We start from the raw sequence: 19,977 nt of genomic DNA, 5'->3' as shown, positions 1-19,977 counted from the left end.
TATTTACCTTCCTTTAAACTCCGGCTTGCGTTTTTCCATGAAGGCCTGCATGCCCTCTTTCTGGTCCTCGGTGGCAAACAGCAGGGAGAAGCACTGCCGCTCGATATTCAGGCCGGAAGCCAGGTCGGTGGCCAACCCCTGGTTGATGGCGGTTTTCAGCATGGCCATGGCCACGGCGCCCTTTTGCGCCATTCTGGCGGCCAGCTTGACCGCGGTGGACAGCACTTCACCATCGGGCACCACCTGGTTGACCAGCCCGATTTTTTCGGCCCTGGCGGCGTCGATCATATCCCCGGTAAACATCAATTCCTTGGCCCGGGCTGCCCCTACCAGCCGGGGCAGCCGCTGGGTGCCCCCGGCGCCGGGAAATATGCCCAGGTTGATTTCGGGCAAGCCGATTTTGGCCGACTCGCCGGCGATCCGAATGTCGCAGGCCAGGGCCAGCTCGCAGCCGCCGCCCAGGGCGTAACCGTTAATAGCGGCAATCACCGGCTTGGGCAGGTTTTCCACTTTGTTCAGGGCGCCTTGGGCTGTTTCCCCGAACTTGTACACGCTGACAGGATCGGCCGTGGCCATTTCGGCAATATCAGCACCGGCGGCAAATACCTTTTCCCCGCCGGTAATCACCACGGCATGCACCCCGTCATCCGCCGCCGCCAGGTCCATGGCCCGGCCTATTTCGTCAAACACTTCGCTGTTCAAGGCGTTGAGCACTTTGGGCCGGTTTAAAGTGACCCTGGACACGTAACCTTCCTTTTCATAAATGAGAAACTTGAAATCCATACCCCAACCTCCTGAATAAATGTAATTTTATTTATTTCAACAGATGACGCCTTATTTTACCGGTACCGCTGCGGGGCAAATCGGATACAAACTCTACCAACCGGGGGTATTTATAGGCCGCCATTTTTTGCCGCGACCATTCGATAATATCCCGGGCGCTTATATTATTTACGTATTCCTGCTTCAGCACGATCACTGCCTTAACCGTTTCCACCCGGTAGGGGTCCGGTACGCCCACCACAACGACTTCCGCCACTGCGGGGTGCTCATAGAGAAAACTTTCCACTTCCTGGGGAAATACGCTATAGCCCGAGGCTTTGATCAGTTCTTTTTTACGCCCCACGATATAAACGTAGCCATCCTCATCCATCCGGGCAATGTCGCCGGTAGCCAGCCAGCCGTCGCGCAGGGCCAGCCTGGTTTCCCCGGGCCGGTTCCAGTAACCCTGCATGACCTGGGGTCCCTTAACCAGCAATTCCCCTTCAGCTCCGGTAGGCAACTCCCGGTCCCAGTCGTCCAGGCTGACAATTTTTATATCCGTCCCCTGCACCGGTATGCCGACAGAACCCAGGCGCGGCTTACCCAGCGGGTTGATGGTCACCTGGGATACGGTCTCACTCAAACCGTATCCCTCCACCAAATTGGCCCCGGTAACCTCCCGGAACTGTCGAATTACCTCCCGGGGCACCGGCGAGCCGCCGGACACACAGGTCCGCAAGGAGGACAAATCACACCCGGATACCACCGGGTAATTAACAACGGCAATGTTCATGGTGGCTATGCTGGCCCAGTGGGCGCAGCGGTATTTTTCCACCGCTGCAAAAACCGTTTCGGTATCATACCGGGCCAGCAGAATAATGCTCCCGCCGGTGTAGAGGGGCATGTTCATGCTATGCACCAGGCCGGTAACATGAAACAGGGGCAGCACAGCCAGGTGCGCATCCCCGGAACGCGCGCCCACCCAGGCAGCCGATCCGGCGGTATTGTACAGCAGGTTACGATGGGTAATCACGGCCCCTTTGGGCATGCCGGTCGTACCCGCCGTATACTGCAACAACGCCAGGTCATCCAGGCCCGTTTCCCGCTCGATTTTCCCGGCCGGCCCGGAAAGCATCCGGCTGAAAGAAATGGTACCGGGCGCTTCAATGGGCGCCGTGGTCATGCTATGGTGCAAGGGCAGCGCCGGCGTATCCGGCAAAAAAGCCTGCCGCCGGGCGACAATAATATTTTTTAGCGGCGTCCCGGGTATGACGGGCTCCAGTATGGGAAACAAATCGTCCTGCACCACAATGCTTTCCACCGCAGCGTCATTAAGCTGGTAGACCAGTTCATCTCCCAGAAACATGGGATTGGAAGGCACCATGACCGCCCCGGCCTTCCACCCCCCGATGAGAGCAATAATAAATTGTGGGCAGTTCTCCATGTACAGGCTGACCCGGTCGCCTTTGCGCACCCCCATTTTTACCAGGGCGCTGGCAAAGTTACCGGTGAGCCTGTCCAGTTCGCCATAGGTTATCTTGCGCCCGTAATAATTCACCGCCGTGCGGCCGGGATACAGCCGGGCATGTTCGCCGAGCACCCCGGTTATGGGACTGGGGCCGTGATGCACTTTTTTGGGCACTCCGGCTGGCCAGGATTTATACCAGATTTTTTGCACTGATTACCCATCCCTTGCGCGTGAATTTTTCTGAATTTTGGGTGATTTTGCGTCACTATTACATGTTGCAAAATCAATACCCGGGCTGCAAAGCCTTATATTTGAGAATTTTCCATATATTCAGGTTAAAAAGCTAAACGCTGGCGTTTAAAAAATGAACGGAACCCAATAAATAAACGGGGCAACTGCTGATCGCCCGCGTTTTTTGCTTGTCATGCGCCACGTTATAAAAGATGTTAAATATCTTAACAAAAACCCCTAGCTGTTCTCCTCAATTTCCTTCAGCTTTTTCCACAGGGTGGTGCGACTCAGCCCCAGCACCCTGGCCAGCTTACCCTTGCTGCCGCCCACCAGGTCCACGGCCTGCCTGATAATTTCCCGCTCCATATCTTCCATGCTACCAAGCTTCAGCACCAGCAACCGCTCGTTGTTCAGCGCCGGGTCCACCTGCTGGTTCTGCTTCATCTTCCGCAGTAAATTTCTGAAAGTAACATGCTCGTGAACATTTTCCTCGCCCAGAGCCGTGTACCGCTCCACAAAACCTTCCAACTCCCGCACATTCCCCGGCCACAGGTATCCTTTTAGCTCTTCCAGCAGCCCATCGTTTATTTGCATTTCCTGCAAGCGTTCGGGGCCGGCGAGCCGTTGGAAGAAATGTTTGAAGAGCAGCGGCAAATCTTCCAGACGCATGCGTAGCGGCGGGATATGCAGGTGCAGCACATTCAGCCGGTAATAGAGGTCCACGCGAAACCCGCCCCGCTCCACCGCTTCCAGCAAATTGCGGTTGGTGGCGCTGATAACCCGTACATCCACCGGGATCACCCGCTGACCGCCCACCGGCAGTACTTCTTTTTGCTGCAGCACCCGGAGCAGGCGGGCCTGCAGCGCATGGCTCAGGTCGCCTATCTCATCCAAAAAAATCGTCCCCCCGTGGGCCAGGGCAAACAACCCCTGCTTGCCGCCTTTTCTGGCGCCGGTAAAGGCCCCCTCCTCGTAGCCGAACAACTCGCTTTCCAAGAGGCTTTCGGGCAGGGCAGCGCAGTTGATTGCCAGAAAAGGGCCGTCACGCCGCGCACTGGCGTTATGAATGCTTTGGGCAAACAACTCCTTGCCGGTGCCGCTTTCCCCGGTTATTAAAACCGCGGCGTCCGAGCGCGCATATTTGCGAGCTTCCCTGACGGCTTCCTCCATCATGGCGCTGTGGCCGATAATATCGCTGAACCGGTACCAGGCCAGCAGGCCCTGGCAGTGCAGTTCCTTGCGGATTTTAGCCTCCATCTGCCTGATCTTGTCCGCCGCCTGAAAAGTGATTACCAGGCCCGCCCGGTTTTGCCCCAGCGACACCGGCACCCGGTTGACCACCAGGGGAAACCTGCCCAACTGCAATATTTCCCCGTTTGCGGCGCCGCCGTCCCCGTAAAGCCCCCTGCACACGGCATTTATTTCTATTACTTGGGCCACCGGGTGGCCCAGCGCCTTTTCCACGGGCAAACCGGTGATTTTTTGGGCCACGGGGTTAAAAATAGCCACTTTCCCCCGCTCATCCACGGCCAGTATGCCGTCGTAAGCGTTGCTCAATATGGCTTGCAGCGAACGGCACAACCGCACATCCCGGCGTCTGATGCGGGAAATTTGTACGGCCTTTTCCAGGGCATCCCGGATAAATTCCCGATCGTTTTGCACCAGAAAAGCGGGCAGGCCAACCTCCCCGGCCGCCTGCACCGCTGCCGCAGCGGTGCCCACCACCGCGTCCAGGTCTTCCCGGACCTGCAACAGTTCCGCGGTAAACCGCGCTTTGTTGCGGTACCGCAGGATCCGCGCCTTCAGACCCAGCATGGCAAAAACGGCTGCCGGGTCAAACCTGTAAGCACAATCATGAACCGCCAGGGCCACCCGTTCCCCCACCGCCCGGGCCTTGTCCAGGGCCTGCAACACATCATAGGCGGAAAGCTGTACGGTCACCAGGGGTAATATTGTGCTGTCCCGTACGGATGCGGCAAAAACTTCACTGGTAACCACAGCTTCCACGGCATCGCCGTTCTGCCACTTTTTTAGCAGGGCGGCGACATTTTTTTGTTTATGTTCACCAACCACCAGGTCAAGCCCGATTTCACCGGCCAGTTCCCCGGCCGCCTTGCTGAAACCGGCGTGGGGTGAGATTATTCCAATTTTGGGCAGGGCCACCAGCACCACCTCTGATTAAGATCCGTTGCACTATCTTTCGCTTAAACATGCCAACAAAAATAAAACGGGGGTGATACCCCCTGTTATTCGATTGCCGTATTTAACTTTCCTGCCTCCGGTTTTTGTTTTGCCAGCGGCAGCCCATGGGGCGTCCTTCCTTGTTGATCCGGAAAACTTCACCGCCCCGGCATTCGGGGCAGGTCATTTCATGACCCCGCGGTCCCATCCCGCAGGGCAATTCCCACTGGTGGCCGCAACCCATGCACTTGAAACGGCGCACCACCACCTCAAAGTGCCCTCCCTCAACCCGGATGGCCTTGCCCTCCACCAGCGCCATGGCCACCTTGGAACGGGCCGAAGATAAAATGCGGTGATAGGTGGGACGGGATACGCCCATTTTCTCAGCACAGCCCTCCTGCTCCAGTCCCAGTAAATCTTTCAACCGGATGGCTTCCAGTTCTTCCACCGTCAGCTGCACCTCTTCCAGTTCGCTGACCGGTATTCCGGCAGGTTTAAAATATGTCAATTCAGGTATAAACTCTACCCGGCGACATTTAGGCGGTCTTGACATAATCTATGCACTCCATTCCAATATTTCATAATTTAGCTAATTTTCACCCGTTGCAGTTAAACTATTCTTTATATATAGTTCTGTTACAAACAGTGTTTCTCCTGCCGGTTATTTTTAAAAAATATTTGCTTTATTTCACAATAAATTTTTATCTAAAAAAAGAGATCCCCTGTTAAGGGAATCTCTTGTCATTAGACAGAACTTTTTAGAACAGGCCCAGGACCTTGCCGGTTTCGGTATCGACGTCAATTCTCCGGAAGGCCGGGTCGGAGCTGGTGCCGGGCATCAGGCTGATAGTACCGGCCATCGGGCAGAGGAACTTGGCGCCGGCATAAATGAGCACGTCGCGGATCGGCAGTGTCCAGCCCTTGGGCACACCCTTAAGGGTGGGGTCATGGGACAGACTCAGGTGAGTCTTGACCATCATGGTGGCAAAGTCCTTGTATTCCGGATTTTCTTCAAACATTTTGGCCTTGGCTTCGGCTTCCGGTGTCCAGCTTACGCCGTCAGCGCCGTATACTTCCTTAGCAATAACTTCGACCCGCTGCCGCAGCGGCATTTCCAGCGGATAGAGGAACTTGAAGTCAACTTTGTCATTGCAGGCATCGATAACAGCGTCAGCCAATTCGAGAGCGCCATCGCCGCCCTTTGCCCAGTGTTCGGAAAGGGCACAACGCGCACCGGCCGCTTCGGCAGCCCGGCGAACCGCGGCAATTTCATCCTTGGTATCGGTGTGGAAAGCGTTAATACAGACCACCGGGTTGATACCGGCTTTTCTGATAGTATTGATATGGTGCACCAGGTTTTCGCAGCCCTTTTCCACCAAGCCCACGTTTTCCTTGGTGTACTCCTCGGGCAGGGGACGACCGGGCACAACCTTGGGACCGCCACCGTGCATCTTGAGCGCCCTGATGGTGGCCGTGAGCACGGAAACGTGCGGGGTATGACCGCTGAAGCGGCACTTCACGTTCCAGAACTTTTCAAAGCCGATGTCAGCAGCAAATCCGCTCTCCGTAATATGGTAATCAAACATCTTCAGACCAATGCGGTCAGCAATGATGGAGGACTGGCCGATGGCGATGTTGGCGAACGGACCGGCGTGTACCAGTACAGGCTGGTATTCGGCAGTGCTCATCAGTGTCGGGTTGATGGCATTCCGCATGAAAGCGGTCATGGCACCGGCGACTTCCAGGTCCTCGGTGGTTACCGGGTTGCCTTTCTTGTCATAAGCCACGATAATCTTACCGATACGCTCACGCAGGTCTTTCAAGTCGGTGGCCACGGCGAGAATGGCCATAATCTCGGAACTAACGGCAATACCGAACCTGGACTGCATCATGTAACCGTCCATGCGGCCGCCGATACCAATAATAATGTTGCGCAGCGCCTGGGCGCAGAAGTCAATGATCCAGCCAAACTCCACCCTGGTGGGATCGATATCCAGGCGGCGCAAGTTGCGCTTGGCCAACTCGGCATCGTCATAGTTTCTTTCGTGCTGCATCCGGGCGGTGAGGGCTACCATGCCCAGGTTATGGGCGTTCATGATATCGTTCAGGTCACCGGTGAGCCCCAGTGAAAACTCGGTCATGGGGATGGCCAGCGCGTTGCCGCCGCCGGCGGCAGTACCCTTGATGTTCATGGTGGGACCGCCGGAAGGCTGGCGAATGGCAGCGCCCACATTAACGCCCCTCTTGCCCAGACCTTCTGTTAAACCCATGGTGGTAGTGGTTTTACCTTCGCCCAGCGGAGTGGGAGTGATAGCGGTAACTTCGATGAATTTGCCGTCGGGTCTGTCTTTAAGCCTGTCAGCAATCTTCATAAAGTCCAGCTTACAAATACGGCCCATAGGTATAATCTCATCTTTCTGGAGCCCCAGCTTCTCAGCCCACTCATAAGGCAGCGGCATATTTGCTTCCGCGGCTTCGGCGATTTCATAGTCTTTCATTTTGGTTGCATCGTATGCCATTCTTTTTTCCTCTCCTCTCGATATTTTTTAAATTTTTAGTTAATGTCTCCCCCGTTTAACCCCCCTTATCTGCTGGTTTTGGCATGCGGTTTAACACAGAATTGTATAAAAGGCCTGAAAAAAGCGAATTCAATTCCGAAACAATGGTACAATTATTTTAAATATTCTCTTACGCCATGGTTTTTCCCTGCAAATGAAAATAAATTCAGTTATTTAATTTTCCGGCAACTTTCTGTAAAAACTTTTCCGTCGGAACTATAAACCTTTCATGCGTTCCTTTGCCGACCAGCTCCCGGTCATCGTATGCTTCCACGGCAAATACCAAACGACGCCCGTCAATCTCCCGCAGCTCGGACCTTGCTTCGACCACGCCGCCCAACGGGGTGGCGGCCAAATGCTGCACGTCCACTTTGATCCCCACAGTCGTATAGCCCTCGGGCAGCAGCCGGTCCACAGAGCTCAGGGCGGCCTTTTCCATAAGCCCGATCATGGCAGGTGTGGCAAAAACATTGATGCTCCCGCTTCCATAAGCCAGGGCCGTATTTGTTTCATTTACCTCCTGGCGTGCCGAACCGCGCAGTCCCACAGTAATACTGGCATTAAAGGGCATTTTAACCTTCCTCCCGTTTTGAAAGGAACTTATTCTACACAGTAGAGTATATTTCCTGCAAAAAAGAATATCATTTCATTATTCTTCATCCCGGTAAAAAAATTATTTATGAAGGTCTGTCCTTTTTTTCCAGTCCCCATTTTCCCGCACCATTTTCGCATTTCCTACGGCATCTCAACCATCATTAATAATCTTTCGCATCTCATCCAGCGAAGAGGCAACAAACAGCTTGCCGGCTATCCCGTCGAGCATGTCAGCATCCGTAATTTTTTGTATTGCTTCCTGCAACGGTAAGGATTCTGACCCGTACCTAGTCTCCAAAAATCTACAGATTAAATTTCGTATGCCTTCTGCCCTGCCTTCTGCTCTTCCTTTTTCTATGCCTTCCGCTCTGCCTTCCGCTCTGCCTTCCGCTCTGCCTTTCTCCATGCCTCTTTTCATGGCTTCCATTTCTGCTTTAGCCGCAGCCGCAGCAGCCGCAGCAGCCGCTCGTTTCTCCACCATCCGGCGGGTGAAAGGATGGTTGGCCAACAATTCCTCTATTTTTTTCTCCTCTTCCAAGCTGATGTCTCTGGCCATTTTTAACATCACCTCCATCTCGTTAAACGTTATCAATTTATTTTTCAATTTGAATTCGATTAGTTCTTTTAGACGTGTATTGCCCGGCTGTTCCAAGTATTTTTTGATTAGTAGTGAACTGGCGTTTAGTTTTAATTTTTCTTTCCCGGGTAGAAAAATGGAAAACATGTACGCTTGTTCCGATCCGGGGAGTTGTTTGAGGACCATTATTTGAACGGGTATTATTTCCCCCTCGACTCGGTAGAAACCGGAAACGGGTACACCTTCTATAACGGCCAGACCCCTGTTTTTTAACATCTTAAGCATGTCTCGCGGGTACCTGCTGCTTACAAATGTCAGGGTAAGCCGGTCCAAGAGATCCATGCGGGGATGTTCAAGTACTTTGTAAAGTAAAGTAAGGGCCAGACCCTTGTCGTAGTCGTTGGGTTCCAAATAATCTTTCGGACTTTTGTATTCAAACAGGTTATACTGCTTAAATATGTTGGCCACCGGGTGCCGGAGCCGGGCGGTTTCTTTTTTCTTGACTACTAAAACGTCCACGTCCAGGGGCTTTGAGGACAGGGCCACTTCGGCCTGGATTTCAATTTCCCCGGGCCGGGCGTCGGAAAGCGCTTCTTTAAGCGCTGTTACAAATACCGGGTGCCATTGTGTATTTGGCAAATGGAACACTTCCTCTCTGTTATTATACCACCTCTTTCTTCCATAATCAGTATAGCATTTTATTTTTTACAGAACAAGTGTTTGCATAGAGAAGACTACCATACAAAAAAGGGAGTGATATCCTTTTTTAAAATAAGGGGACAGGCTGCTTTCCCCTCTTTTCTACTGAAATCATGGCAAAGTTTATATCATTTGGGGATAAGACTCAAATCTTTTCAAAGGGCTAAAAGGAGATAGCATAGAGGTTAGCATTGTTCCGAAGGATACTCAGAAGGCCGTTGTTCAACTCCTTAATTTGGGGCACGCATTTTTCCCATATTTTTTCATCATCATTTTTTCGTACTTCCGCAGGGCAAAGAAATTCATAAGGCTTATTAACTAGCAACTTATTTTTACAATGTAAAGCGAAACTATTTAAATCTCCGTATGTTAATAATGGCATTGTAATATTTCTTCGCACATTTAAGCTCCCCCTTTTTTGTTAAATCTTACCACCCTCGCGGTCCGTGTTCAACAGGATTGCTGCCCTTGTGACTGTCAAGTAATATGCATCCGGAACCGTCCCCTTGGTTTTCCCCTTGGTTTTCCCCTTGGTTTTACCCTTGGTTTTACCCTTGGTTTCAAGGCTTTTTTCCGAAACTCAAAAAGACCTCATATTGTCACTTTATGTAAAAATTTATCGTAAAATAATTCTATTTTATTGAAGGAATTGGCAGCTTTTGGTCTAATGTCAACAATAATACAAAAATATGTTTCTATAAAATAGATATATTTAGATTTTTTAAAAATATCTAACAAAAAACGGAAGGAGATGTGGTGATGGTTTAATGACTGATGTATTTACAAGTTTAAAAAATGCGGGAGGCGAATATGGAAAAAATATAAGTTAATTAGCTACTAGGAGTGTATATCCCGTTTATAGGATTACAGATACTGACAATAAGCAACTTTTTAAACAATGAATTATTCAAGACACAGGATAATGTAAAATATGTAAACAACATAGGTTGACATAATAATTTTTTTTAAGGGAGGTATGTTTTTGTTGCACAATAAATACTTAATTTTTTTATTGACATTTGCATTTTTTACCAGCTCTCTGTTTGGGAATGCTTCATTTGCCTCTGCTTATGAAGCCGGGATATATTATACAGGTGAATTTGATGACGGGGATGCCAATAAAGCTTGGTACTACCTTGATTTTCTTATGGAGTGGGATGTTGATTTAATGTCATCACATGTTGATGATATTTTAGCATCTGATCTTTATGAAGCAGACTACAATGATTTTGTGTACATCTCAGGCCATGGCTGGACTAAACCGTGTATACCGATATACGAAAGAGATTCCTACGGAAATTTTGATTATAATGAAATTTTATATGTACTTGAAGATGATTCTGAACATGATGACGATAATGAAGATAATTTTATAGTTTACGATGACGAGTGGGAAAAATATCTTTATGAAACTAACACACGTTGGAGTCAAGATCTTGAATGGGCTGTTTTAGCTGCTTGCAGTCAATTAAGTTATGATTATGGTAATTATAAGGATTGGGCATTAGCAATGATAGGAAAACCTCGGATGCATTCTATTTGGGGTTATCCTAATTCTGCACCGGCTGGAAATACAGATGAAGATGTTATTGAAGATTTTTTTAACAATTTACGGAATGGTGAATCTATTTACAAATCATGGAAGGGCCAATGTTGATAATGATTGGGAATGGGCTGGTGTTTATCATACTGCTAATAAGTATGATTGTTTATGGGGTCAAGGGGATGTAGAATCCGATACCGATCCAGATGATGAGGTAAATATTAATTATCGATGGTATGAAGGATTTGATGATGTTTATCCTGCTTCTGTACAAACTAGCAGTAAAGTATTAAAAAACCAATGCTCTGAAATAAACGTCAAAACAGCTATACCCGAGTATCCAGAGGAGTTAAAGCCCTTAATTGTTAAACAGGAAAAATTACCTGATAATCAATTGGCTAAAGATTACGCAAAAATGGATGTAGCCAAAGCAGATTTTGAAATCAAACATGATGGTGCTAGATCTTACCGTGATGGTTCAAAGCTCTTTGAAATATACGATTCCGGTGCGATACGTTATCGCACAGTTAGTGAAGCTGTTTATGGAGAATTTAGTAAAGATCCTGATGATGAGCCAATTAGTGAAAATTATAATGATAATAAATCAGTTAACCAAGTTTACTATGATGAAGAAATATCATTTAATAAAGAAGAAGCAATTGCTCAAGCTAGGGAGTTTATTTCAAGTATTGGAGGAATGCCATCAGATGCCTCGGTAGAACCAGAAGTATTTGTAGAAAAAGAGGTAAAACTAAACTTTGACGGCGGTCAAGAAAAGGAGCGAATAGTCGGATACGGTATTGTATTCAGGCATGACTATGACTTACCAATACGGGGAAAAGGAGATTATATACGAGTATCTATAAATAATAATGGAGTAGATTCATTTTTTAAACATTGGAGTAAACCAGTTGGCTTAGCAGAAAAATCTCAATTAATTGTATCACCTGATACTATTTTAGAGGAAATTGAGAAAAATATTCACAAGTATATTAAACTTGATAAAAGTGTAGATATAACTAATATGCAACTAGTGTACTATAGCCAGTATCGCAATAAAAAACAGACAACTCTGTATCCCGCCTGGGAAATTGAATTCGACAGAGGATATAAGATTTACGTTGATGCTTTTACCGGTAAGATTATTGATTAATGAATGAAAGGCAGGGTGTGGATTATGAAGAGATTGTTTGTTTATATCTTTATTATATTTTTTGCTATAAGTATTTTGGGCTATTCCAGTCAAGAACAAAGTAATGATATAACAGATGATATAACAATAGACAAGTCGGGCAAATTAAAATTTAAAGTAATTGCAACTAAGCCCGATGATATACCGGAAGTAGTAACTCCTGTTTATGTGGAGCAAAAAAAAATCGATACACAACAACTTATAAACATGTTTTTTCCTCAAACCCTACCTGGCGATATAAATTACCAAAAAGACAGGTATGTATTGATAGAAGATGACAAAGCTAGGCTTGAGGTTTATCCTAGTGGGGATTTAAGGTCTAATGGGGCTTTATGGTATAGTTTAAAACCAAAAGTACTTCCAGACGAAGAATCCGAAACACCTATAACATATTCCAAGGAAGAGGCTTTAAACAAAGCCGTCGAATATATTAAAAATCATGGCGGCCTTCCCGATCAGTACGAAGCCAAAGTGTCGGGCACTCAAGGGGTTAGTCCATGTTATAAGGTTACCCTCAAGCATAAACCTATAAATGGATTGCCAGTTACTGGGCCGAAAAAAATGCGAGTAGTCCTTGATAGTCAAGGTGTGAGGGAATATTGGTATAGTTGGCGCGAACCGATAAATGTGGAGCAAAAAAAAATCGATACACAACAACTCATAAACATGTTTTTTCCTCAAACCCCATCTGGTGATATAAATTACCAAAAAGACAGGTATGAATTAGAAGATGACAAAGCTAGGCTTGAGGTTTATCCTAGTGGGGCTTTAAGCTATAGTTTAAAACCAAAAGTACTTCCAGACGAAGAATCCGAAGCACCTATAACATATTCCAAGGAAGAGGCTTTAAACAAAGCCGTCGAATATATTAAAAATCATGGCGGCCTTCCCGATCAGTACGAAGCCAAAGTGTCGGGCACTCAAGGGGTTAGTCCATGTTATAAGGTTACTCTCAAGCATAAACCTATAAATGGATTGCCAGTTACTGGGGCGGAAAAAATTAAAGTAGTCCTTGATAGTCAAGGTGTGAGGGAATATTACTATGGTTGGCGCGAACCGATAAATATTGATAATACAGAAGAGCATCAGCCTATATCTTTCGAGGAAGCCATTGACATTTTTTTAGATAATATTTGGGGAAATGTCTATAAACTCAATCGTGATACTATATATACATTGTCAGGAGGGCGACTAGTTTATTATACTCCTCTTCTTGTTAAATCTCATAATAAATGGATTCCTGCCTGGGAATTTAAAATTGATAAAAATACTGTATATGTTAATGCAATAAACGGAGAATTATTTTGAGCTTATTAAATTTACCTAAAAAACATAGGCCAAATCAACTGGTTTAACCTGGTTGAATGGGCCTATGTTTTCATGCGACTTGGCTATGAGACGATGATCGGTCCCAAGATTAAATACCTGGTATTTCACAAAAACAGACCGATTGCGGCTTTAACCCGAGATCCCGCAAAGATGCGCAGGGCACTGTCGGAATTGATGTATCATATGAGACGCAATTTTGTTGCTTACCGGTCTCATCGCAAAACGAAGATGAGGCTATTGAATACCGGATAATTTTTTTAAAAAGAATTTACACTGTAGTAGTATACAGTATATCTGGCAATAAAAAGAAGCCGGGGCATGCTGGCTGTAGACAGCTACTCCGGCCTCTTAGTCTTTATGCAACGCTAGTGGCCTGTTCCCTTTTTTTGTTACTCATATAACCATGTATCAACGTTTTTATTGTACTCGATAATTTCTTCCGGAGCGAAGAACAGAGCGATCTCCCGGGCCGCGCTTTCCGGAGCGTCCGAACCGTGCACCACGTTCCGGCCGATATCCATGCCGAAGGTGCCGCGGATGGTGCCCGGCGCGGCTTTAAGCGGGTTGGTGGGCCCCATCATATCCCGTACCGTGGTTACGGCGTCCTTACCTTCCAGAACCATGGCCACCACCGGACCGGAGGTAATATATTGCACCAGCGGCTCAAAAAATGGTTTGCCCTTGTGTTCTCCGTAATGGCGGTCGGCCAGTTCGCGGGAAATCTGCAGCATTTTCAGGGCGACGATTTTCAGTCCCTTCTTTTCAAAGCGGGAAATAATTTCTCCCACCAGGTTTCTCTGTACACCGTCCGGCTTTATCATCACATAAGTGCGTTCCATTGCTTAAACCTCCTATGCTTTATTGGCCTCAATGCCTGCCGCCCGCATGATATTGCTGAACTCTTCGGCTTCCAGGGTTTCTTTTTCCATCAATTCCCGGGCGATCCGGTGCAGTATTTCCATGTGCTTGTTCAGCAAATCCTTGGCCCGGTTGTAATTTTTCTCAATAATACTTCTCACTTCCCGGTCAATGGCGGCGGCCACTTCTTCACCGTAGTTGCGGTCCCGGGCTATATCCCGGCCCAGGAACACCGTTTCCTGTTTGTGCCCCAGGGTCATGGGCCCCAGTTCGTCGCTCATTCCGTATTCCATGACCATTTTGCGCACCAGTTCGGTAGAGCGCTCCAGATCGTTCTGAGCACCGGTGCTGATCTCCTTCAGCACCAGATCTTCCGCCACCCGGCCGCCCAGCAGCATGGTCACCTGATCCAACAACTGTGACCTGGTCATATAATAGCGGTCTTCCTTGGGCAGCAGCAGCGTATAACCGCCGGCGCGGCCCCGGGGGATTATGGACACCTTGTGCACCGGGTCGGTGTTGGGCAACAGGTAGCCCACCACCGCGTGACCGGCCTCGTGATAGGAAACCAGCTTTTTCTCCTGGTCGCTGATAACCCGGGATTTTTTCTCGGGACCGGCGATAACCCGCTCAATGGAATCCTCCAGTTCCATCTGGCCGATCTCTTTCTTGCCACGACGGGCCGCCAATAGCGCGGCCTCGTTAAGCATATTGGCCAGGTCGGCGCCGGTGAAACCGGGAGTGCGCCGGGCCAGTATGTCAATATCCACGCTATTGTCCAGCGGTTTGCCGCGGGCGTGCACCTTCAATATCTCCTTGCGCCCGTTGATGTCCGGAATGCCCACTACCACCTCGCGGTCAAAACGCCCCGGCCTGAGCAGGGCCGGGTCCAAAATGTCCGGCCGGTTGGTGGCGGCTATGATAATGATTCCCTCATTAGCCTCAAAACCGTCCATCTCCACCAGCAGTTGGTTGAGGGTCTGCTCCCGCTCATCGTGGCCGCCGCCCAAACCGGCGCCCCGCTGGCGGCCCACGGCGTCTATTTCATCAATAAACACTATGCAGGGCGCATTTTTCTTGGCCTGTTCAAAAAGGTCGCGTACCCGTGATGCACCGACCCCCACGAACATTTCCACAAAATCTGAACCGCTGATGCTAAAAAAAGGTGTCCCGGCTTCGCCGGCCACGGCCCGGGCCAGGAGGGTCTTACCAGTGCCCGGGGGTCCGAACAAAAGCACTCCCTTGGGGATGCGCGCCCCCAGTTCATTAAATTTTTTGGGGTTTTTCAGGAATTCCACGACTTCCTGCAACTCTTCCTTGACCTCGTCCGCTCCGGCCACATCCGCGAAAGTCACTTTTTTCTTCTCATCGGTATGCAGCCTGGCCCGGCTTTTGCCGAAAGACATCACCCGGTTTCCGCCGCCCTGGGTCTGCTGCATGAGGAAGAAAAACAGAAGCACAAAAAGCAAAATAGGCAACAAGGTGGTCAAAAGACCGGTCCACCAGCTTGGCTCGGGGGGCGGCTCAACATTGTAGTTGACATTTTTCTCCCGTAATATCTCTTCGACTTTTTCCGTACCCGGCGCGGTACCTCGCACCTGGAACTGCGTGCCGTTGGTTTGCTCGCCCGTAATCAGCGCGGTGGAATCATCCGGCTGGATGGTAACCTGCTTTATTTTTCCCTGGCTCAAGGCAGCGTAAAACTGGTCGAACCGCCATTCCTTGACCACCGGGTTATCCTGGGAGTTCCACCTGATGATGGCGATGGTCACCAACACTATCAACAAATAAATACTAAGGTTCTTGATGACCTTGTTCAAACAAAGCCACTCCTCTCAATGCCCGGATATTCAGCCGATAAAGATAATGTTATCAAAAAAAGGGTTATCCTTCAATAAGATGATATCAATTCCTGTTTTCATTCTCCATATTAGCTTGTCACAAAACTATTTTCCATAATCATCTATGTACAGCCTTAAACATGTTTCCGTTGCTTCGGTTACCTTCCACCTGTCTCCGGGGCGCATTCCCGCCACCCATATGATATCATTTCCGGAAACCACCAACGGAATGCGATCCCTCATGTACCGGGGTACTTTGTGATCGATGAAAAATTTTTTCAACTTGACGGTGCCTTCCAAACCCAGAGGGCTAAAACGGTCCCCGGCCAGGCGCCGCCGTACCACCAGGGGCAGAGACAATACACCGTAGTCCAGCAAAACCTCCTGCGGACCCAGTCCCGCAGGGTCTCCCGCCTCTCCCCGGGGCAGAACCTGCGCCCCGATCAGCACTCCGATTTCCGGGATAAAAGTGACGCCCGGAACTTTTAAAAGGTGTTGATAGAAGGGCACCTCATTGTTTTCCCGGCTTAAAGTAAATACAAGCAAGTCATAGTTTGTCTGACAGATTACCCCCCTCGGCAGGGTCACTTGCCGGTAACCCCCGGCACCCTTGATTATTTCCACCACCTGGTCGATATGTCTGAATCCCAGTTCATCCTTGTCGCCGCAAACTTCAGCCCAGGCCCGTCTCACCACCCGGCGCACTATGGCCTGCGGGCAAGATTGCAGGCGGTTTCTGTCCAAGCTGACTGTGTGGCCGTTTGACTTCAACCGGACCCGGTTATAAATTTCACCCACCTGTTTTTCAAGATATTCTTCTTCGTCCCGGCATATCTCACCAAGACGATTTAAAGTATACACCAGGCTGGGGTTATAATTTTTCTCCAGCAGCGGCATCAACTCCAGCCTGACCCGGTTGCGCAGGTATTTGGGCGTGGCATTGCTGGAATCATGTCTGTAGATTAAACCGTGGCGGTCGCAATAGGCTACGATATCCCGGCGCCGCAAGTTCAGCAAGGGGCGAATAAAAAAATCATCCCGCACGGGAAGCATGCCCCTGAGCCCTCCGGGCCCGGTACCCCTTATGATATGCAGCAAAATAGTTTCCGCCTGGTCATCCGCGTGATGCCCCAGGGCCACCCGTGATGCACCCGTCTTGACGGCCACTTCGCTGAAAAAGCTATACCTTACCTCTCTGGCCCCCGCCTGGGCCGAGAAGCCGTTCCTGGCACAATAAGCCGGCACATCCCGCGATTCCACAAAAGCCTGCAAATGCATGCGCTCGGCCAGATCAAGGACAAACCGGGCATCGGCTTGTGCCTCGACACCGCGGAACCGGTGGTTTAAATGCGCCACTACCAGCTTAATGTTCAGGTTTTCCCGCAGCCGGTAAAGGATATGCAGCAGGGCTACTGAATCCGGCCCGCCGGATACCCCCACCACCACCGTCTCACCGGAGACAACCATGGCGTGTTTATGAATTTGTTCCGCCACTTGCCGGAGTAAATCCATGGTTTCACCCACATTGTTCCTGATTTTTTTATTTTCCACACAAGCGAAAAAATTTCCTTCTATAATTATAATTATATCTTATTAAAAAAAATGGCCTCCGTGGGCCATTTTTTAGAATTAAACCTCCTCCACCCGGGCCACCAGTACCGTCATATCGTCCGGCGGGCGCCGCCCTTCCCCGGCGCCGCTCTGAGCCAGGCGTAAAATCAGGTCGGCCACTTCCTGGGGCGGCAGGTCAATGATTTCCCCCAACACGGAACTGATCCACTCCTTGCCGTCCCCCGTCTCCCGGTACGCGTCAATAACCCCGTCCGTAACCATAATCAGCATATCATCGCCTTTAATGTCTCTGCTCACCGAAAAAATATTAATCTCATCCACTATACCCACCGGCAGGGAATTGGACCGGATAACTTCCACCCGGTTTTGCCGCACCAGAAAACTGGGCGGAGCCCCAATTTTAACAAGTTCCGCCTTCCCCGCGTAAAGGTCCGCCACACACATGTCCACCGTGGCGAAGTTATCTTCCGGCAAGCGCCGCATCATCAGAGAATTTATCGTGCGGATGGCTACATCCCGGCCAAAACCGGTCTGCAACATCTGCTGCAGCAGGGTCAAGGCTGCTCTGCTCTCCGCTGCCGCAGCCGGGCCCGAACCCATCCCGTCACTCAACATAATGGCCAGGCGGCCGTCATTGAGCGGGAGAATGGCATGACTGTCGCCTGAGACAGCACTTCCTTTACCGGCGCAGCCCGTCACCCCCAGCTTGAGCCGGAATTTGAGGTGGGGATACAGCCGGAAAGAACAAAAATCATCCTTCCTCATATGCAGGCAATCCCGGCCGGCCGGCGTCAGGTTCTCCCCGGACAACCTGCTCAAAAGCGGCGCCACATCATAAACACATTTTTTCCCGCCGCCACAGGCCGGCATGTTCACCTCCACCTCGCAGCCCCTCGGACAAGGGTACAGCGCCAGGGAAACCACGGGCACCCCGGAATGCTTCAACTCCTGCTTATAATACTCCGCCAGCCGGTGCCAGGGTTCACTTTCCGCCTCCATACCCCGGGCCAACTGCTCAATTACCCCGTGCATGCCCCGCAACTGTTCGGAAGCCAGCCGGCGGCTTTCCTGCATTCTATTTTCCCAGAACCGGTTCATACGGTGCAGCCGGTACAGGCAATTAACGCCCATGACCAGTTCCCCGGTGCGGGAACAGCGCCGGCGCAAATTATCGTCAAGGTCCTCCGTTTCCACCCGCCCGTTGTTGTTTACAATTTCCAGGCATCTTTCCAGGCAGCGGGAAGTATTGAGCAGTTCCCGTTCCCAGCATACCCGGTGTAATGCACAGCCTGCGCAGACCATGTTTTGTAACTCGGAAAATATCAAGCGCCGGTCCCCGCATTTCTGTTTCGGCTCCAGAGATCCGCTTACCTGGTCATAGGCGCGGGAAATTTCCTCGAAAACAGCCCCCCAGCGCCTAATTTTTCCCGCCACGCCCATTTCATTCCTTCCGGCCGCCGGACGTTGGGCCGCCACAAACAGGCCCATGGACGGCAGGTATTCTTTTAAACCGTTCAAAACCGCTGCCGGCACCAGCAAAAATACCAGGGCGGCTCCGGCAGTTTCCGCCAGTACGCTGATGATGCCAGGGCTGCTGCCCAGGTAAACGGTAAGCAGGGTATTGGCCAACATAAAACCGCCAACCGTTCCCACCCGCCCCAAACCGCGGGCCAGACCGCCCAAAAAACCGGCAAAGGCAAACGCCCCCAGAGCCGCCGGTGCCACCGAATAAACCAAACCGGGCAGCACGCCCATAACCGCCCCGGCGGCAGCCCCCAATCCGGCCCCGCCCACATATCCCGCCGTGATTACCACAAACCCCGCCAGCATTCCCCCGGGGCTCATCATCCCCCACCGGATTTGCCCGGCCCCGGCCACCAAGCTAGCTAAAAACAAAGCTACACAGAAAACCTTTTCCGCTGCCACCGGTTCATGCCCCGCGGCCTGCCGCAATCCTTCCAGTGCGCCCAGATAAGCTGCTGTCAGCAATCCGGCAAACACGGATTCAAATAACACCCGCACGTAGTCATATGTAGTAGGTCCCGTAACGGCCGCGTAACCGGTTCCGGCCAGCACCAGTATCACGAAAACCACTGTGCCCTTCAAAAAGCGGGCATTCCGGGACCGGCCGGGCAACGACAGGGCGGCCGCCGCCACCGCTACCAGCGTTATGATATGCAAGGCCAGGTTCCAGCCCGTGGCCACGTAAACCAGGCCCAGCACAGCGCCTAACAATGCCGCCAAGGCATACTCCCGGTAAACGGCAAACACGGCCGCCACAAAGGCCGCGCCAAAGGGCAGCAATTCACCCAGTAAAACGGCCCGGCCCAGCAAAAAACCGGCTACGAGCAAAGCGACCTGTCCGGCAACATCCTTTATCCGTAATCCGGCAATTTTTTTAACCCGGCGGTTTTTTCCCCGCCCGGCAGGATATCTATTGTCATTATCCTGCTTGTCTTGCTCCTGCTTACGCTGGTATGGGTAAACTTCGACCCGTTCAAACAATAAATCCACCCCTTTATGCCGTTATGCCTCCTTCCATTATATTACAACGGGGTAGTAAATACATAGC

Annotated in this window: 14 protein-coding genes; 3 read left to right on the top strand and 11 right to left on the bottom strand. The window is 50.3% G+C overall.

The genetic code is table 11. The annotated features are described in order from the left end of the window. Positions 1–3: 3 nt before the first annotated feature. The 7 genes from BM299_RS07795 to BM299_RS07765 form a co-directional block, all read right to left on the bottom strand. Positions 4–783 (bottom strand): enoyl-CoA hydratase/isomerase family protein, encoded by a 780-nt coding sequence (locus tag BM299_RS07795; RefSeq protein WP_092482908.1) that lies wholly within the window; start codon positions 781–783, stop codon positions 4–6. 31 nt (positions 784–814) lie between these two features. Further along, positions 815–2,440 (bottom strand): AMP-binding protein, encoded by a 1,626-nt coding sequence (locus BM299_RS07790; protein ID WP_092482907.1) that lies wholly within the window; start codon positions 2,438–2,440, stop codon positions 815–817. Positions 2,441–2,698: 258 nt separating this feature from the next. Further along, complete coding sequence (locus tag BM299_RS07785) at positions 2,699–4,624, bottom strand: sigma 54-interacting transcriptional regulator (RefSeq protein WP_165608234.1); 1,926 nt, start codon at positions 4,622–4,624, stop codon at positions 2,699–2,701. A 100-nt stretch (positions 4,625–4,724) separates the two neighbouring features. Then, complete coding sequence (locus BM299_RS07780) at positions 4,725–5,195, bottom strand: DUF134 domain-containing protein (RefSeq protein WP_092482905.1); 471 nt, start codon at positions 5,193–5,195, stop codon at positions 4,725–4,727. Between the two features lie 205 nt (positions 5,196–5,400). Continuing rightward, on the bottom strand, positions 5,401–7,161 hold the full coding sequence (locus BM299_RS07775; protein ID WP_092482904.1) for a formate--tetrahydrofolate ligase: 1,761 nt from the start codon (positions 7,159–7,161) through the stop codon (positions 5,401–5,403). A 205-nt stretch (positions 7,162–7,366) separates the two neighbouring features. Next, positions 7,367–7,771, bottom strand: coding sequence for a thioesterase family protein (locus tag BM299_RS07770; RefSeq protein WP_092482903.1), 405 nt, complete (start codon positions 7,769–7,771; stop codon positions 7,367–7,369). 174 nt (positions 7,772–7,945) lie between these two features. After that, on the bottom strand, positions 7,946–9,010 hold the full coding sequence (locus tag BM299_RS07765; protein WP_092482902.1) for a hypothetical protein: 1,065 nt from the start codon (positions 9,008–9,010) through the stop codon (positions 7,946–7,948). A 1,042-nt stretch (positions 9,011–10,052) separates the two neighbouring features. Between BM299_RS07765 and BM299_RS07755 the strand changes: the two genes are divergently transcribed. The 3 genes from BM299_RS07755 to BM299_RS07745 are packed head-to-tail and all read left to right on the top strand — an operon-like array spanning position 10,053 to position 13,113. Further along, complete coding sequence (locus BM299_RS07755) at positions 10,053–10,727, top strand: DUF6345 domain-containing protein (protein WP_092482900.1); 675 nt, start codon at positions 10,053–10,055, stop codon at positions 10,725–10,727. Then, positions 10,648–11,766, top strand: coding sequence for a two-component system regulatory protein YycI (locus BM299_RS07750; RefSeq protein WP_131820618.1), 1,119 nt, complete (start codon positions 10,648–10,650; stop codon positions 11,764–11,766). The genes BM299_RS07755 and BM299_RS07750 overlap by 80 nt, the downstream gene beginning before the upstream one ends. Positions 11,767–11,790: 24 nt before the next feature. Continuing rightward, a complete protein-coding gene (locus BM299_RS07745; protein ID WP_092482898.1) occupies positions 11,791–13,113 on the top strand; it encodes a two-component system regulatory protein YycI in 1,323 nt (440 codons plus the stop codon). A gap of 410 nt (positions 13,114–13,523) precedes the next feature. Here BM299_RS07745 and ndk read toward each other — a convergent pair whose 3' ends face one another. The 4 genes from ndk to spoIIE all read right to left on the bottom strand — a co-directional run bounded on the left by ndk (position 13,524) and on the right by spoIIE (position 19,910). Further along, positions 13,524–13,973 carry a nucleoside-diphosphate kinase gene (ndk, locus tag BM299_RS07740; protein WP_092482897.1) on the bottom strand — a complete coding sequence of 150 codons (450 nt, stop codon included), beginning with the start codon at positions 13,971–13,973 and terminating at the stop codon, positions 13,524–13,526. A 12-nt stretch (positions 13,974–13,985) separates the two neighbouring features. Beyond that, entirely contained in the window at positions 13,986–15,812 is a 1,827-nt protein-coding gene (gene ftsH / locus BM299_RS07735; protein ID WP_092482896.1) for an ATP-dependent zinc metalloprotease FtsH, read from the bottom strand. A 126-nt stretch (positions 15,813–15,938) separates the two neighbouring features. Continuing rightward, positions 15,939–17,384 carry a tRNA lysidine(34) synthetase TilS gene (tilS, locus tag BM299_RS07730; RefSeq protein ID WP_245779693.1) on the bottom strand — a complete coding sequence of 482 codons (1,446 nt, stop codon included), beginning with the start codon at positions 17,382–17,384 and terminating at the stop codon, positions 15,939–15,941. A gap of 78 nt (positions 17,385–17,462) precedes the next feature. Then, positions 17,463–19,910: a stage II sporulation protein E gene (gene spoIIE, locus BM299_RS07725; protein WP_165608233.1), complete on the bottom strand. Its 2,448-nt coding sequence runs from the start codon at positions 19,908–19,910 to the stop codon at positions 17,463–17,465. Positions 19,911–19,977 lie beyond the last annotated feature (67 nt).

Origin of the sequence: Desulfoscipio geothermicus DSM 3669 (assembly GCF_900115975.1) — a bacterium.
Taxonomy (GTDB): domain Bacteria; phylum Bacillota; class Desulfotomaculia; order Desulfotomaculales; family Desulfallaceae; genus Desulfoscipio; species Desulfoscipio geothermicus.
Note: the sequence above shows the minus strand (reverse complement) of the source record. Positions and strands in the feature narration are given on the sequence as shown.

Bases quoted from the DNA above. Each gene is read 5' to 3' on its own strand.
- BM299_RS07795 (WP_092482908.1), bottom strand. From the start codon at position 783: ATGGATTTCAAGTTTCTCATTTATGAAAAGGAAGGTTACGTGTCCAGG.
- BM299_RS07780 (WP_092482905.1), bottom strand. From the start codon at position 5,195: ATGTCAAGACCGCCTAAATGTCGCCGGGTAGAGTTTATACCTGAATTG.
- BM299_RS07775 (WP_092482904.1), bottom strand. From the start codon at position 7,161: ATGGCATACGATGCAACCAAAATGAAAGACTATGAAATCGCCGAAGCC.
- BM299_RS07770 (WP_092482903.1), bottom strand. From the start codon at position 7,771: ATGCCCTTTAATGCCAGTATTACTGTGGGACTGCGCGGTTCGGCACGC.
- BM299_RS07750 (WP_131820618.1), top strand. From the start codon at position 10,648: ATGAAGATGTTATTGAAGATTTTTTTAACAATTTACGGAATGGTGAAT.
- BM299_RS07745 (WP_092482898.1), top strand. From the start codon at position 11,791: ATGAAGAGATTGTTTGTTTATATCTTTATTATATTTTTTGCTATAAGT.
- ndk (WP_092482897.1), bottom strand. From the start codon at position 13,973: ATGGAACGCACTTATGTGATGATAAAGCCGGACGGTGTACAGAGAAAC.